The sequence below is a fragment of the Burkholderia sp. LMG 13014 genome (assembly GCF_905232215.1).
In the GTDB taxonomy this organism is placed as follows: Bacteria; Pseudomonadota; Gammaproteobacteria; order Burkholderiales; family Burkholderiaceae; genus Burkholderia.
The window spans coordinates 1-13398 of the sequence record NZ_CAJNKE010000120.1 but is presented as its reverse complement, the minus strand read 5'-3'; the positions used below and the strand labels follow the sequence as shown (position 1 = coordinate 13398).

At 68.1% G+C, this 13398-nt stretch carries 14 protein-coding genes; 11 read left to right on the top strand and 3 right to left on the bottom strand.

Features of this window, described 5'->3' with window-relative positions:
- Window positions 1–28 precede the first annotated feature (28 nt).
- The 3 genes from JYJ84_RS15095 to JYJ84_RS15085 are packed head-to-tail and all read left to right on the top strand — an operon-like array spanning window position 29 to window position 2790.
- Window positions 29–685, top strand: coding sequence for a methionine ABC transporter permease (locus JYJ84_RS15095; RefSeq protein WP_011353926.1), 657 nt, complete (start codon window positions 29–31; stop codon window positions 683–685).
- A 54-nt stretch (window positions 686–739) separates the two neighbouring features.
- The gene (locus tag JYJ84_RS15090) at window positions 740–1582 is read left to right on the top strand and encodes a hypothetical protein (RefSeq protein ID WP_174958136.1); all 843 of its coding nucleotides are present in this window, start codon (window positions 740–742) and stop codon (window positions 1580–1582) included.
- The gene (locus JYJ84_RS15085) at window positions 1579–2790 is read left to right on the top strand and encodes an acyl-CoA dehydrogenase family protein (protein WP_175222536.1); all 1212 of its coding nucleotides are present in this window, start codon (window positions 1579–1581) and stop codon (window positions 2788–2790) included. Before JYJ84_RS15090 ends, JYJ84_RS15085 begins: the two co-directional genes overlap by 4 nt.
- A 16-nt stretch (window positions 2791–2806) precedes the next feature.
- On the opposite strand, the gene JYJ84_RS15080 is transcribed toward JYJ84_RS15085, so the two are convergent.
- Window positions 2807–3622 (bottom strand): hypothetical protein, encoded by an 816-nt coding sequence (locus tag JYJ84_RS15080; protein ID WP_122948079.1) that lies wholly within the window; start codon window positions 3620–3622, stop codon window positions 2807–2809.
- A 265-nt stretch (window positions 3623–3887) separates the two neighbouring features.
- On the opposite strand from JYJ84_RS15080, the gene zigA reads away from it, so the two are divergent.
- Genes zigA through JYJ84_RS15055 form a run of 5 tightly spaced genes read left to right on the top strand, consistent with a single transcriptional unit; the run spans window position 3888 to window position 8593 of the window.
- Window positions 3888–5096, top strand: a complete 1209-nt coding sequence (zigA, locus tag JYJ84_RS15075) for a zinc metallochaperone GTPase ZigA (RefSeq protein WP_122948078.1) — start codon at window positions 3888–3890, stop codon at window positions 5094–5096.
- Between the two features lie 58 nt (window positions 5097–5154).
- Entirely contained in the window at window positions 5155–6075 is a 921-nt protein-coding gene (gene folE2 / locus JYJ84_RS15070) for a GTP cyclohydrolase FolE2 (protein ID WP_122949624.1), read from the top strand.
- Window positions 6069–6647, top strand: coding sequence for a 6-carboxytetrahydropterin synthase (locus JYJ84_RS15065; protein ID WP_122948077.1), 579 nt, complete (start codon window positions 6069–6071; stop codon window positions 6645–6647). Before folE2 ends, JYJ84_RS15065 begins: the two co-directional genes overlap by 7 nt.
- Complete coding sequence (locus JYJ84_RS15060; RefSeq protein WP_089433370.1) at window positions 6647–7207, top strand: carbonate dehydratase; 561 nt, start codon at window positions 6647–6649, stop codon at window positions 7205–7207. The genes JYJ84_RS15065 and JYJ84_RS15060 overlap by 1 nt, the downstream gene beginning before the upstream one ends.
- A gap of 3 nt (window positions 7208–7210) precedes the next feature.
- Complete coding sequence (locus JYJ84_RS15055; protein WP_122948076.1) at window positions 7211–8593, top strand: dihydroorotase; 1383 nt, start codon at window positions 7211–7213, stop codon at window positions 8591–8593.
- A 127-nt stretch (window positions 8594–8720) separates the two neighbouring features.
- Here JYJ84_RS15055 and JYJ84_RS15050 read toward each other — a convergent pair whose 3' ends face one another.
- Window positions 8721–9566 carry a helix-turn-helix domain-containing protein gene (locus tag JYJ84_RS15050; protein WP_122948075.1) on the bottom strand — a complete coding sequence of 282 codons (846 nt, stop codon included), beginning with the start codon at window positions 9564–9566 and terminating at the stop codon, window positions 8721–8723.
- Window positions 9567–9762: 196 nt separating this feature from the next.
- Between JYJ84_RS15050 and JYJ84_RS15045 the strand changes: the two genes are divergently transcribed.
- Both JYJ84_RS15045 and JYJ84_RS15040 read left to right on the top strand, forming a co-directional pair.
- A complete protein-coding gene (locus tag JYJ84_RS15045; protein ID WP_122948074.1) occupies window positions 9763–10725 on the top strand; it encodes a DUF2167 domain-containing protein in 963 nt (320 codons plus the stop codon).
- Window positions 10722–11447 (top strand): site-2 protease family protein, encoded by a 726-nt coding sequence (locus JYJ84_RS15040; RefSeq protein ID WP_175222537.1) that lies wholly within the window; start codon window positions 10722–10724, stop codon window positions 11445–11447. The genes JYJ84_RS15045 and JYJ84_RS15040 overlap by 4 nt, the downstream gene beginning before the upstream one ends.
- Window positions 11448–11518: 71 nt before the next feature.
- Here the strand turns inward: JYJ84_RS15040 and JYJ84_RS15035 are convergent, their stop codons facing one another.
- A complete protein-coding gene (locus tag JYJ84_RS15035; protein ID WP_122949623.1) occupies window positions 11519–12898 on the bottom strand; it encodes an MFS transporter in 1380 nt (459 codons plus the stop codon).
- 247 nt (window positions 12899–13145) lie between these two features.
- On the opposite strand from JYJ84_RS15035, the gene JYJ84_RS15030 reads away from it, so the two are divergent.
- A partial coding sequence (locus tag JYJ84_RS15030; RefSeq protein ID WP_205189257.1) for an aldehyde dehydrogenase family protein occupies window positions 13146–13398 on the top strand: 253 nt, incomplete at its 3' end.

Here is a 13398-nt window from a genome sequence, read left to right as displayed (position 1 = left end):
CACGCGAATCACGCGGAGGTGCTCGGCTATGTTTGACCTCTGGTGGCCCGAACTGCTCGACGCGATCCGCGACACGCTGTCGATGGTCGCCGCGTCGGCCGCGATCGCCGCGCTGATCGGCATCCCGCTCGCGGTGATCCTCGTGACGACCGCGCCCGGCGGCATCTACGAGCGGCGCGGCGTGAACGCGGTGCTCGGCGCGCTCGTCAACGTGTTCCGCTCGACGCCGTTCATCATCCTGCTCGTTGCGCTGCTGCCGTTCACGCGCGTGCTGATCGGCACGACGATCGGCGTCTGGGCGGCCGTCGTGCCGCTGTCGATCGCCGCGATCCCGTTCTTCGCGCGGATCGCCGAGGTGAGCCTGCGCGAAGTCGACCGCGGGCTGATCGAGGCCGCGCTCGCGATGGGCGCGAAGCGCCGCCACATCGTGTGGCACGTGCTGCTGCCCGAAGCGCTGCCCGGCATGCTCGGCGGCTTCACCATCACCGTCGTCGCGCTGATCGGCTCGACCGCGATGGCGGGCGCCGTCGGCGCGGGCGGGCTCGGCGATCTCGCGATCCGCTACGGCTACCAGCGTTTCGACACCACCGTCATGGCGACCGTGATCGTGATCCTGATCGCGCTCGTCTCGGCCGTGCAAATCACGGGCGACCGCCTGGTCCGACGCGTGACCCGGCGTACCTGAGCGACGCCACAAGCGTCCGCTCGCTTCATTCATGATTCTGAGAGAACAAAACCTATGACCTTGCCCATCGGCGCACCGCGCGAATGGAACGGACAATTCGAGGAAGCGCTGTTTCTCGACGTGGCGCGACGCCATCGTCCGGACTTCCCGGCGAAGCTCGCCACGCCGCCGCGCGAGCCGCGCAATGACGACGAACTGGCCGCCGTCGCCGATTACTACACGAAGATGGCGTCGCACGACCTGTTCATCGTGCAGGTCGTCGCGAAGGCGATCGACACGCTGTTCCGCGACGATCCGCACTTCCAGCTGATCCTGTCGCGCCAGCTCGGCGACGACGGCGCGCACGCGGTGATCGGCCGCGAACGCGTGACCGAACTGACGGGGCGCGATCCGCTGCCGGAAGTCGACCGGCTGGTCGCCGCGCACTGGGCGCGCATCGGCGACATCGCGGTGCGCGACGTCGCGGGCTTTCTCGCGTTCGAATGGCATTACGAGCTGCACATCCTCGCGAAGCTGTGGATCCAGCGCAAGACCGGCCGCATCGGCGATGCCGCGATGCGCGAGCATGGCGAGAACCGGATCCGGCCGGACGAGGAGTGGCATCGCGTGCAGATCGTCCAGTGGTGGTTCGACACGTTGAAGGCGCTGCCGGCGGCGGAGCGCGACGCGCTGATCGATCGCGTGATCGCGGCCGACGAGGAAACGCAGGCGCGGCTCGACGGTTATCTGCACGACGAGTACGCGCACACCGCGCACGTGTTCGGTGCGGATATCGCCGAATACCGCGCGATCTACGACGACTGGCGCCGCGAGATCCTGTCGCGGCTGACGGGCCGCCGGCTCGACGCGCTCGTGCCGCTGTCGGGTGAAGCGGTTGCGCAGGAAGCCGTCGCATGAACGATCCACGTGGCCCGGCGACCTTCGCGCCCGATACCGATACGCCCGCCGTCGACCGCGCCGGGCTAGCCCGCGCAATCGACGCGCTGCGTGCCACTGCCGCCGAGCGCGATCGCGCGGGCGGTCATGCGGCGCAGGAGAAGCAGTGGCTTGCCGATGCGGGCTTGCTGACGCTTGCGGTACCGCGCGCGTTCGGCGGGCAGGAAGCCGCGTGGCCGGCGATCTACGATGCGATCCGGCAGATCGCGCGCGTCGACAGCGCGCTCGCGCATCTCGTCGGATTCCAGTGCCTGCAGGTGGTGAGCGTCGACGTGTGGGGCAACGCCGCGCAGCGCGAACGCTATCTGCGCGGCACGGTCGAGCAGCAGTGGTGGTGGGGCAATGCGGTCAATCCGCTCGACACGCGGCTCGTGGCCACGGCGACGCCTGATGGCGGCTACCGGCTCGATGGCGTGAAGGGCTTCTGCTCGGGCACGCGCGGCTCGCAGCGGATGACGGTGTCCGCGCACGATCCCGATACCGGCCGCCCCGTGTTCGGCGTGGTGCCGACCGATCGCCCCGGGATCACGGTCAACGAAGACTGGGATCCGATCGGCCAGCGCCAGACCGACAGCGGCAGCGTGCGCTTCGACGGCGTGACGCTCGCGGCGGACGAGGTGCTGCACCGATCCGAAGTGCCGCCGACCCCGCGTGCGACGTTGCGCACGCTCGTGTCGCAGCTCGTGCTGACCAACCTGTTCGTCGGACTCGCGGAAGGCGCACTGGTGGAAGCACGCGACTACGTGCTGCAGCAGGGCCGCCCGTGGATCCAGTCGGAGGTCACGCAGGCGAGCGACGATCCGTACACGCTGCAGCGCTTCGGCGACATGCGGGTGCGGGCGATCTCGGCGGCGGCGCTGGCCGACCTTGCGGCCGCAGCGTTGCAGCGCGCGTGGGCGCGGCAGGATGCGTTGACGGCGGACGAGCGCGCCGAGGTGGCGCTCGCGGTATCGGAGGCAAAGATCGTCGCGCAGCGCGCGGCGCTCGAGAACGGCGAGGCGCTGTTCGACGCATGCGGCGCACGCGCGACGGCCGCGTCGCTCGGCCTCGACCGCTTCTGGCGGAACGCGCGCACGCATACGCTGCACGATCCGCTCGACTACCGGCTGCGCGATGTGGGCCGGTTCGCGTTGACCGGGGCGTTGCCGCCAGCGTCGCTCTATACGTAAGTGAGCACGCGCTCCGTTACTGGTCGACGGAAGGCGGGCCTTCCGTCGGCGCGGCCACGGGGGCGAGCGCAGGCTGGCTGGCCAGCGGTGCGCCGCCCTCCACGCCGGCGCGCTTGAACGACACCAGTTCGTTCGAATAGCGCGCGTTCCGCGTCCCGTTCGTGTCGTAGAACTCCTCGACCGACTTGACCCAGCGGCCGACCGCCGGCACGTACCAGAACGCCATATAGGTCTTGCCGGTCCCTTCCGCCATCCCGCTGTTGCGGCTCTGCATGACGATAGTCGAGCCGTTCGCGTTGCGCGATACGCCGGACGTGATCGATTGTCCCGGCGCGGCTTGCGCCTTCCACGTGCCTTCTGCCTCGATCTTGATCGCGTCGAACTTGCCGCCCGCCACGGTGACGGTGTCGGGGCCGACGACCTTGTAATGCGTGTCGTACGCTTCCGACGCGTGCTGCGCATTCGGGTGCGACTCGCTGTACTTGACCTCCCATGTCTTGCCGACCGTCAGCGGAAACGCCAGCGGACGATTCACCACGGTTTCCGTGCCGTTGACGCTGCGCGAGCGGCTCCAGTCCGCATCGACGATCCGCTCACGCGGCGCCTGCGTCGCGCCGCTCTGCTGCGTTTCGACGTAGATGTGCTCGGAAGTCGTGCGCTGCACGGAAATCTGGTCGCGCGTCTGGCGCCAGCCGTTCGGGCCGATTTCGACGGTGTTGATGTAGGTCCAGGTATCGCCCGGCTTCAGCACGGGGGCCGCGATCGACTGGGCGAGGGCGATGCCGGGCAGCACGGCGCAGAGTGACAACGCAGCGAAGGTTTTCTTTTTCATGGTGTGTGGAGGAGGGGCCATCGGTCTCGCCGGAGAGCTTATCAACCACACCTTTCATTCGGCATGCCGTGTGGTGTGCCGCTGCCGCTCGCGGTTTGCGTTGTACCGGCGCCCGCGCGTCATCGCTCGAATCCCTCCGGCGCGGAACTGTTCGACGGGGGGCCTTTCACCAGTACGATCCGCTGGACGACTGAAATGATATGTTATATCGTTTCGATACAATGTATCACTCGACGATCGCCCACCCTCCTTCCGGAATCCCCCGATGAGCTCCGCACTCCACCCGTCCACGCGGCTTCCCGTGACCGTCCTGTCCGGCTTCCTCGGCGCCGGCAAGACAACGCTGCTCAACCACATCCTGAACAATCGCGAGGGCCGGCGCGTCGCGGTCATCGTCAATGACATGTCCGAGGTCAACATCGACGCCGCGCTCGTGCGCGACGGCGGCGCGGGGTTGTCGCGCACCGACGAGAAGCTGGTCGAGATGAGCAACGGCTGCATCTGCTGCACGCTGCGCGAGGATCTGCTGATCGAGGTCGACCGGCTCGCGCGCGAAGGGCGGTTCGACCAGCTCGTGATCGAATCGACCGGCATCTCGGAGCCGCTGCCGGTGGCCGAGACGTTCACGTTCGAAGGCGAGGACGGCCGCAGCCTCGGCGAGGTCGCACGGCTCGACACGATGGTGACGGTGGTCGACGCGTTCAATTTCCTGCGCGACTACGCGTCGCGCGACAGCCTGCGGTCGCGAGGCGAATCGATGGGCGACGAGGATGCGCGCACGGTGGTCGATCTGCTGATCGACCAGATCGAGTTCTGCGACGTGATCGTGATCAACAAGATCGACCTGATCGACGCAAGCGCGCGCGAGCGGCTCGTCGCGCTGCTGCGCGGCTTGAACCCGCGCGCACGGATCGAGATCGCCGAATTCGGCAATGTGCCGCTCGAGCGCGTGCTCGACACGGGCCTGTTCGATTTCGACGCGGCGTCGCGCGCGCCGGGCTGGCTGCAGGAAATGCGCGGCACGCATACGCCCGAGACCGACGAATACGGGATCCGCAGCTTCGTCTATCGCGCGCGTCGGCCGTTCCATCCGCAGCGTTTCTTCGATCTTGTCGAAAGCGAATGGCCGGGCGTCGTGCGCTCGAAGGGGTTCTTCTGGCTCGCCACCCATCCGACCGTCGCCGGTTCGTGGTCGCAGGCCGGCGCGATCGCGCGGCACGGGCCGGCCGGCCACTGGTGGGCTGCCGTACCGCCCGAGCGCTGGCCGCAGGACGCGGAAGCCGTCGCGCAAATCCGCGCGCGCTGGGACGAACGCGTCGGCGATGCGCGGCAGGAACTCGTGCTGATCGGCATGGACATGGACGAGCCGGCGCTGCGCGCGCGCTTCGACGCGTGTCTGCTGACCGACACCGAAATGGCCACCGGCCCCGACCACTGGACCACGTGGGACAACCCGTTTCACGACTGGCCCTGACCTGAACGCGCTTCCTGCATCGATCCGGATGGAGAAGGCGCTCCACCGGACCCCGAGCATGAATGCACCGCTTCCCGATATTTCCCTGACCGATGCCGCGCCGGGCCACCGCCCGCTCGAATGGGTCGGCATGCAGGGCATCGACCTGCCCGTCGCGGTGGCCGAGCCCGGCTGCCGGCGCGACGCGCATGCGCGCGCCGATGTGCAGGTCGATCTGCCCGCGCCGCACGTGAAGGGCATCCACATGTCACGGCTGTACCGGCTGCTCGACGGGCTCGGCGACGGCGCGGCGCTATCGCCGGCCGGCCTTCAGCAGATGTTGCAAGCCATGGTCGACAGCCATCGCGACTGCGACACGCGCAGTGCGCGGCTGCGGCTGCGCTTCGACCTGCTGGCGCGCCGCGCCGCGCTGGTGACCGACGGGCTGGCCGGGTGGAAGGCCTATCCGGTTCGGATCGACGCGACGCTGGGCGGCTCGGGGTTCGCGCTGCGCGCGCAGGTGACGGTCGTCTATTCGTCGACGTGCCCGTGCTCGGCCGCGCTGTCGCGGCACTGGGTCGAGCAGGCGTTCCTGACGGCATTCGGCCGCGACGATCGCGTGGAACCGGCGGCGGTCGCCGCGTGGCTGAAACGGCATGCGACGGCGGCCACGCCGCACAGCCAGCGCAGCGAGGCTGTCGTCAGCGTGGGGCTGCCCGCCGATGCCACGACGCTGGGGCTGGTCGACCTGATCGATCGCATCGAGCACGCACTCGGCACGCCGGTGCAGACGGCGGTCAAGCGCGCGGACGAACAGGCATTCGCGGTGCTGAACGGCGAGAACCTGATGTTCGTCGAGGATGCCGCACGCCGTGTCCAGGCCGCGCTGGACGGCCGCCATGCGAGCCCGCGCGTGCACGTGCGCCATCTGGAAAGCCTGCATCCGCACGATGCGGTGGCCTGGGCCGCGCCGGTTCGCGAAGGCGCCGACGCATGCTGATCCGCAAGCTGTTCCGGTTCGAGAACGCGCACGTCGTGCGCGGCTGCAGCACGCGGCGCTGCTCGCATTCGATTCACGGCCATTCGTACCGCGTCGAATTGCTGCTCGAAGCGCATGCGCTGGACCGCGGGCAGATGATCTACGACTTCGGGCTGCTCAAGGGCGACGTGCGCGACCTGATCGACGCGTTCGACCATGCGGTGACGCTGTGGTCGGGTGACGATCCTTGCTATGTCGAGAGCATGCGCCGGCATTCCGAGCGCTGGGTGCTGCTGCCCGTGTCGCCGAGCGCCGAGCAGTTCTCGCGGGTGTTCTTTCGTCTCGTCGATGCGGCGCTGTCCTGCACCCGCATGGCGAACGGCGAAGCCGACCTGCGGCTGCATTCGATCATCGTTCACGAGACCGAGACCGGTTACGCGCAGTGTTTTCGCGACGATGCATTCAACCCGCGCATGGGCCGCATCGACCTGGACGACATCGTGTTCGCGCCGGCCATCGCCGGACAGTGGCGCGATCCGGGGCTGTTCGAGCGGATCAAGCGCGGTCGCCCCATTTCAAGGCAGGAATCCTGATGATCAGAAAGAACCCGCGCGGCGACCTGCCGCAGATTCACCCGAGCGCCTTCGTCGATCCGACCGCCATTCTGTGCGGGCTCGTGATCGTCGAGGAGAACGTGTTCATCGGCCCGTACGCGGTGATCCGCGCCGACGAAACGGATGCCGGCGGCCGCATCGCGCCGATCGTGATCGGCGCGCACTCGAACATCCAGGACGGCGTGGTGATCCACTCGAAGTCGGGCGCGAGCGTCACCATCGGCCAGCACACGTCGATCGCTCATCGCGCGATCGTCCACGGGCCGTGCAAGGTTGGCAACGGCGTGTTCGTCGGCTTCAACAGCGTGCTGTTCAACTGCACGATCGACGACGGCTGCGTGGTGCGCTACAACGCGGTCGTCGACGGTTGCCACCTGCCGCCGGGTTTCTACGTGCGCTCGACCGAGCGCATCGGGCCGGAAACCGATCTCGCGGCGTTGCCGCAGGTGACGGCCGACGCGAGCGATTTCTCCGAAGATGTCGCGCGCACGAACAATGCGCTGGTGCTGGGCTACAAGCACATCCAGAACGAGTTCTGAAACATGGACGAGCCCATTCGACGGGAAGGGGGCGCGAGCGACGCGCTGCGGCGACGTCACGCCGACCTGCTCGTGCACGGCGGCACGGCGGTGACGCCCAACGGGGCCGAGCGGATCGACGTCGCGTGCGTGGACGGCCGTGTCGTCGCGCTAGGCGCGTTGCACGGCAGCTGGAGCGCCGATGTCCTGCTTGATGCCGGCGGCCTGCACGTGTTGCCGGGCGTGGTCGACAGCCAGGTGCATTTCCGCGAACCGGGCCTCACGCACAAGGAGACCCTCGAGGCCGGCACGCGCGGCGCGGTGCTCGGCGGCGTCACGACGATCTTCGAGATGCCCAACACGCATCCGTTGACGCTGACCGCGCAGGATCTGCAAGCCAAGCTGGATCTCGCGCGCGGCCGTGCGTGGTGCGACTACGCGTTCTACATCGGCGGCTCGGCCGCGAACGCCGAACGGCTGCCGGTGCTTGAAAACCTGCCGGGCTGCGCGGGCGTGAAAGTCTTCATGGGCAGTTCGTTCGGCGATCTGCTGGCCGACGACGAAGCCGTGTTGCGCCGGATCGTGCGCAACGGGCGGCGACGCATGGCCGTGCACGCGGAGGACGAGGCGCGGCTGCGCGAACGCCGGGCACTCGTGGAGGCGAGCGGCGACGTGCGCGATCATCATCGCTGGCGCGACGGGGAAAGCGCGCTGGCCGCGACACGGCGCATCGTCGGGCTGGCCGCCGAGACGGGCCGCCGGCTGCATGTGCTGCACGTGTCCACTGCCGAGGAAATGGCGTTCCTCGCGCGGCATCGGCATCGCGTGACGGTCGAGGTCACGCCGCATCACCTGAGCCTGCACGCGCCCGACTGCTACGCGCGGCTCGGCACGTTCGCGCAGATGAATCCGCCGGTGCGTGAGCGGCATCATCAGGACGCACTGTGGCAGGCCATTTGCGATGGTGTGGTCGACGTGATCGGCAGCGATCACGCGCCGCATACGCGCGACGAAAAACGCCGGCCCTATCCGCAATCGCCGAGCGGGATGACCGGCGTGCAGACGCTGCTGCCGCTGATGCTCGACCACGTGCATGCGGGCCGCCTGAGCCTCGAACGGCTGGTCGACCTTACCAGCGCCGGGCCGGCGCGGATCTTCGGCATCGCGGGAAAGGGGCGGATTGCGGTGGGCTACGACGCCGATTTCAGTCTCGTCGACTTGCGCGCGCGCCGCATCATCCGCGACGAATGGATCGCCAGCGTGAGCGGCTGGACGCCGTACGACGGGTGCGCGGTCACGGGCTGGCCCGTGCATACGGTCGTGCGCGGGCAGGTCGCGGTGCGCGACGGCGCGCTGAGCGGGGCGCCGGCAGGGCAGCCCGTGACGTTTCTGGACGCGGCAGCGTAGCGACACGTTACCCGTTCAGTGCCCGCGCTTCCGGATGAGCACGTAAGCCTTCCCGGACGGAGCCTGCACGACCGACAGGCCGTCGGCGATCGTGCCGTCGGCCAGATGGCACCACCAGAGGGCGAGCCTACCCCGGCAACGCGTCCGCCAGCGCCCGCATCGCGTCCACCGTCTCCGGGTTCGCCGGAAAGAACGCCTCGATCGCGAGTTCCGACAGCGTCACGTCGACCGGCGTGCCGAACACCGTCGTCGTGCTGAAGAACGTCAGCTCGCCGGCCGCCGTGCGCAGCCGCAGCGGCACGGCGATATCCGCGAAGTCGGTGCGCGCATGCGTGTCGTCGGGCTGGCCGGCCGGCGCCGGATACGCGGCGAGTTCGTCGCGCAGCGTGTGCAGCGTGCGGTCGCCGCTTGCATCGATCTGCCGCTGCAGCCGATGCAGGATGTGCGCGCGCCATTCATGCCAGTTGACGATCTGCGACGCGAGGCCGTCCGGATGCAGGCTCAGCCGCAGCACGTTGACGGGCGGCTGCAGCAGTGCCGGATCGGCCTGCGCGACCAGCGCACCGAGCATCCGGTTCGCGGCGAGCAGCGTCCAGTGGCGGTCCACGGCGAGCGCCGGGTAGGGCTCGTGGCCGCGCAGCACCGCGTCGACCGCATGGCGCGCGGCATCCAGTTGCGGATCCGAAAACGGCCGTTCGCGAAACAGCGGCGCGAAGCCGGCCGCGACGAGCAGCGCATTGCGTTCGCGCAGCGGCACGTCGAGACGTTCCGCGAGATGCAGCACCATCTCGCGGCTCGGCTGCGCGCGGCCCGATTCGACGAAGCTCAGGTGGCGCGCGGAGACTTCCGCGTCGAGCGCAAGGGCCATCTGGCTCAGGCGCCGGCGTTGCCGCCACGTGCGCAACAGCGGGCCGATGCCGGATGCGCGGCTGGCGGACGGGGCGGGTGAATGGAGGGCGGCGGTCGGGTTCATGACGCTGATGATAGGCAATCCCGCGCACCATGGACATTACCTGCGACGTAAGCATCGCGCCGATTCCCGGGCGTGTCGTGTCGCTGCGTTACCATAGCCCCCGTGCCAACTGAGAGACGACGCCGGACCCGCGATTGAAAACGCCTGGGCCGGTGGCGTGCATATTTACGACAAGGCATTCCAGGGGAATCCAACAATGAAAAAACTTGCCGTCCGGCTCGCCTGCGTGGCGACGCTTGCATTCACCGCGATCAGCGGCCACGCGCAGACCGAAGCTGCGCAGGTGGAAATGAGGGCCGCCGCCGCGGCCGCCAACGACGCGGTCGTGAAGGGCCCGACCGATATCGACGTGAAACACGAAGCGGTGCTGAAGCTGAAGGCCGGCGAATCGTTCGTGCCGGCCGCGGAAGCCGGCCGCTACCTGCGCTCGATGGGCAACTCGATCGACGAAACGAAGCTGGTCGGCCTCGTGCTGCCCGACGATCCCGATGCCGACTGGATTTCGGTCGTGTCGTTCGAGCCGAGCGGCTATATCCGCGACGACGACGCGAAGGACTGGAAGCCCGACGAGCTGCTGAAGAGCCTGCAGGCCGGCACCGAGGAAGACAACCCCGGACGCAAGGAGCGCGGCCTGCCGGAAACCGAGGTGGTCGGCTGGGCGAAGGCGCCCGCGTACGACGCGGCCACGCACCGGCTCGTGTGGTCCGCGATCATCCGCGACAAGGGCGCGGCCCCGAACGCCGAGAACGACGGCGTGAACTACCGGACGCTCGTGCTCGGCCGCGACGGCTACCTGTCGCTGACGATGGCATCGACACTCGCCGATCTGCCGAAATACAAGGCGTCGGCCGACGACCTGCTGTCGAACATCAGCTTCAACGACGGCAAGCGCTACGCCGATTTCAACAAGTCGACCGACCACGTCGCCGAGTATGGCCTTGCGGCGCTGATCGTCGGCGTCGGCGCGAAGAAGCTCGGCCTGCTCGCGCTGATCGGCGCGTTCGCGGTGAAGTTCTTCAAGATCGGCGCGGTCGCGCTGCTGGCCGGCGGCGCGGCGCTGAAGCGCTTCTTCGGGCGCAAGCCGAAGGCGGCCGCGGTGCCGGCCGTCGCCGATGCATCCAACGTATCCGACGCGTCCGGCGCGGAGCGCAAGGAATGACGAAGCTGTTGCTGCTGATCTTCGGCGGCCTCAAGCTTGGCAAGGTGATCGTGTCGGCGGGCACCATGCTCGCGTCGATCGCGGTCTACGCGCTGTTCTACGGCTGGCGGTTCGCGGCCGGTTTCGTCGCACTGCTGCTGGTGCACGAGGCCGGCCACTACCTCGCCGCGCAGCGGCGCGGGCTCGACGTCGGGCTGCCGACCTTCATCCCGTTCGTCGGCGCATGGATCCAGTTGAAGGAAATGCCGCACGACGCGGAAACAGAGGCGTATGTCGGGCTCGCCGGGCCGTTCGTCGGTACGCTCGGTGCGCTGGCCTGCTACGCGGCCGCGCGCCACACCGACAGCAACCTGCTGCTCGCACTGTCGTACACGGGTTTCTTCCTGAATCTGTTCAACATGATTCCGCTGTCGCCGTTCGACGGTGGGCGGATCACCGCGGTGCTGTCGCCGCGCATCTGGTTCGCGGGCGTGCCCGTGCTGATCGCGCTGTTCGTGTATCGCCCGAGCCCGCTGCTGATCGTGATGGCGATCCTCGCGCTGCCGCAGCTGAAACGCGCGTGGCGTTACGATCCCGACGCGCCGGAAAACCGCGTGTACTACGCGACGTCGATCGAGACGAAGACGACCTATGCACTCTGCTACGTCGGCCTGCTCGCGTTCCTCGCGCTGATGACGTCCGGCGTGCACGACATGCTGCGCGTCGCGCATTCGTCGATCTGACGCCCGATACCTGATGCAAAAACGGCGGCCGGTTTTACGCGGCCGCCGTTGTTCTGGACTGAAGCCAAACGTCAGGCGTCGCGATGACGCAGTTCGACGCGCCTGATGTCCTTCACGATCACGAGATAGCTGAACACGGTGACGAGCGCATTCAGCCCGACGAACACGAGTGCGCCGTTGAACGAGCCGCTCGCGCCGACGAGGTAGCCGATCGCGATCGGCGCGACGATGCCGGCCGTGTTGCCGAACATGTTGAACAGGCTGCCCGACAGGCCGATCGCTTCCTTCGGCGCGGTATCCGCGACGACGGCCCAGCCGAGCGAGCCGATGCCCTTGCCGAAGAACGACACGGCCATCAGCGCGATCACCAGCACTTCGCTGTCGACGTAATTGCAGCCGATGATGACCATCGACAGCGCCATCCCGCCGACGATCGGGATCTTGCGCGCGAGCGTCAGCGACACGCCGCGGCGGATCAGCCCGTCCGACAGCATCCCGCCGAGCACGCCGCCGAGGAACCCGCAGATCGCGGGCAGCGATGTCATGAAGCCGGCCTTCAGCAGCGACATCCCGCGCGCCTGCACGAGATAGATCGGAAACCACGTGAGGAAGAAGTACGTGAGCACGTTCACGCAGTACTGGCCGAGGTACACGCCGATCAGCATCCGGTTCGACAGCAGCTGGCGCACGTAGTACCAGCCGGCGACGCGGCTGCCTTCCGTGCGCGTGCCGCCGGTGCCGCGCGCCGTCGTCCGCACGAGCCCGCCGCCCTGTTCGATGTGCTCGAGTTCCGCGCGGTTCACGGCCGGATGGTCGGCCGGATCCTTCATGACGCGCAGCCACAGGAGCGCGAGCGCGATACCCGCGAGGCCGAGCCACAGATACACCTGGTGCCAGCCATACGCGTGGGTGAGCCACGCCATCAGGGGCGAGAACACCACGGCCGCGAAATACTGCGCGGCGTTGAAGATCGCCGACGCGGTGCCGCGCTCGGCGGTCGGGAACCAGCTCGCGACGACCTTCGCGTTCGCCGGGAAGGCGGGGGCTTCGGCGATGCCGACCGCGAAGCGCATCGCGAACAGCGCGGCGACCGCGAACGCGGCGCTGCCGCCGAGGCCGATCGTGCTCTGCAGCAGCGTGAACGCCGACCACAGGAAGATGCTGCCCGCGTACACGCGGCGCGCGCCGAAGCGGTCGAGCAGCCAGCCGCTCGGCAGTTGCGCGAGCACGTACGCCCAGCTGAACGCCGAGAAGATGTAGCCCATCGTCACCGGATCGATGCCGAACGCCTTGCGGATCGGCGTGCCGGTGATCGACAGCGTTGCGCGGTCCGCATAGTTGAGCGTCGTGACGACGAACAGCATCGCCAGGATCCAGTAGCGCACGGCGGTTCGGCGCGCGGTGTGCGCGAGGTCGAGCGGAAGGTCGCGGGAGGAGGTCTGATTAGGCACTTTCATGTATGTCGTCGTATGACATTGCGGCAGTTTATTGGCAATAATCAGACGCAGAAAGATCGGGTTTTCCCTCTGAGTGATGACATGAAATCGTAGATATTTCGAGGATTAGCCCGCTGAATAAGGGTTTTGCGTGTGCCGGCGCCTGCCCCGGCGTGAGCGACAATTTCGATGCCGGGTGGGCGGACATCGTATCTGTTGGGCTACAATGAGCAACCCATTCCCGAACCACGGAGCACACCCCATGCAACTGACAGGAGAGATGCTGATCGGCGCCGACGCGGTGGCCGGCTCGGCCGGTACCTTGCGCGCGTTCGACCCGTCGAAGGGCGCGCCGATCGACGCGCCGGCGTTCGGCGTCGCGACCCAGGCCGACGTCGAGCGCGCCTGCGAACTCGCGCGCGATGCGTTCGACGCGTACCGCGCGCAGCCGCTTGCGGCCCGCGCGGCGTTTCTCGACGCGATCGCGGATGAAATCGTCGCGCTCGGCGACGCGC

Excerpts from the sequence above, each read along its gene's own strand:
- zigA (WP_122948078.1), top strand. The coding sequence starts at position 3,888 with ATGAGCTCCGCACTCCACCCGTCCACGCGGCTTCCCGTGACCGTCCTG.
- JYJ84_RS15055 (WP_122948076.1), top strand. The coding sequence starts at position 7,211 with ATGGACGAGCCCATTCGACGGGAAGGGGGCGCGAGCGACGCGCTGCGG.
- JYJ84_RS15040 (WP_175222537.1), top strand. The coding sequence starts at position 10,722 with ATGACGAAGCTGTTGCTGCTGATCTTCGGCGGCCTCAAGCTTGGCAAG.
- JYJ84_RS15065 (WP_122948077.1), top strand. The coding sequence starts at position 6,069 with ATGCTGATCCGCAAGCTGTTCCGGTTCGAGAACGCGCACGTCGTGCGC.
- JYJ84_RS15050 (WP_122948075.1), bottom strand. The coding sequence starts at position 9,566 with ATGAACCCGACCGCCGCCCTCCATTCACCCGCCCCGTCCGCCAGCCGC.
- JYJ84_RS15045 (WP_122948074.1), top strand. The coding sequence starts at position 9,763 with ATGAAAAAACTTGCCGTCCGGCTCGCCTGCGTGGCGACGCTTGCATTC.
- JYJ84_RS15090 (WP_174958136.1), top strand. The coding sequence starts at position 740 with ATGACCTTGCCCATCGGCGCACCGCGCGAATGGAACGGACAATTCGAG.
- folE2 (WP_122949624.1), top strand. The coding sequence starts at position 5,155 with ATGAATGCACCGCTTCCCGATATTTCCCTGACCGATGCCGCGCCGGGC.
- JYJ84_RS15095 (WP_011353926.1), top strand. The coding sequence starts at position 29 with ATGTTTGACCTCTGGTGGCCCGAACTGCTCGACGCGATCCGCGACACG.
- JYJ84_RS15085 (WP_175222536.1), top strand. The coding sequence starts at position 1,579 with ATGAACGATCCACGTGGCCCGGCGACCTTCGCGCCCGATACCGATACG.
- JYJ84_RS15060 (WP_089433370.1), top strand. The coding sequence starts at position 6,647 with ATGATCAGAAAGAACCCGCGCGGCGACCTGCCGCAGATTCACCCGAGC.
- JYJ84_RS15080 (WP_122948079.1), bottom strand. The coding sequence starts at position 3,622 with ATGAAAAAGAAAACCTTCGCTGCGTTGTCACTCTGCGCCGTGCTGCCC.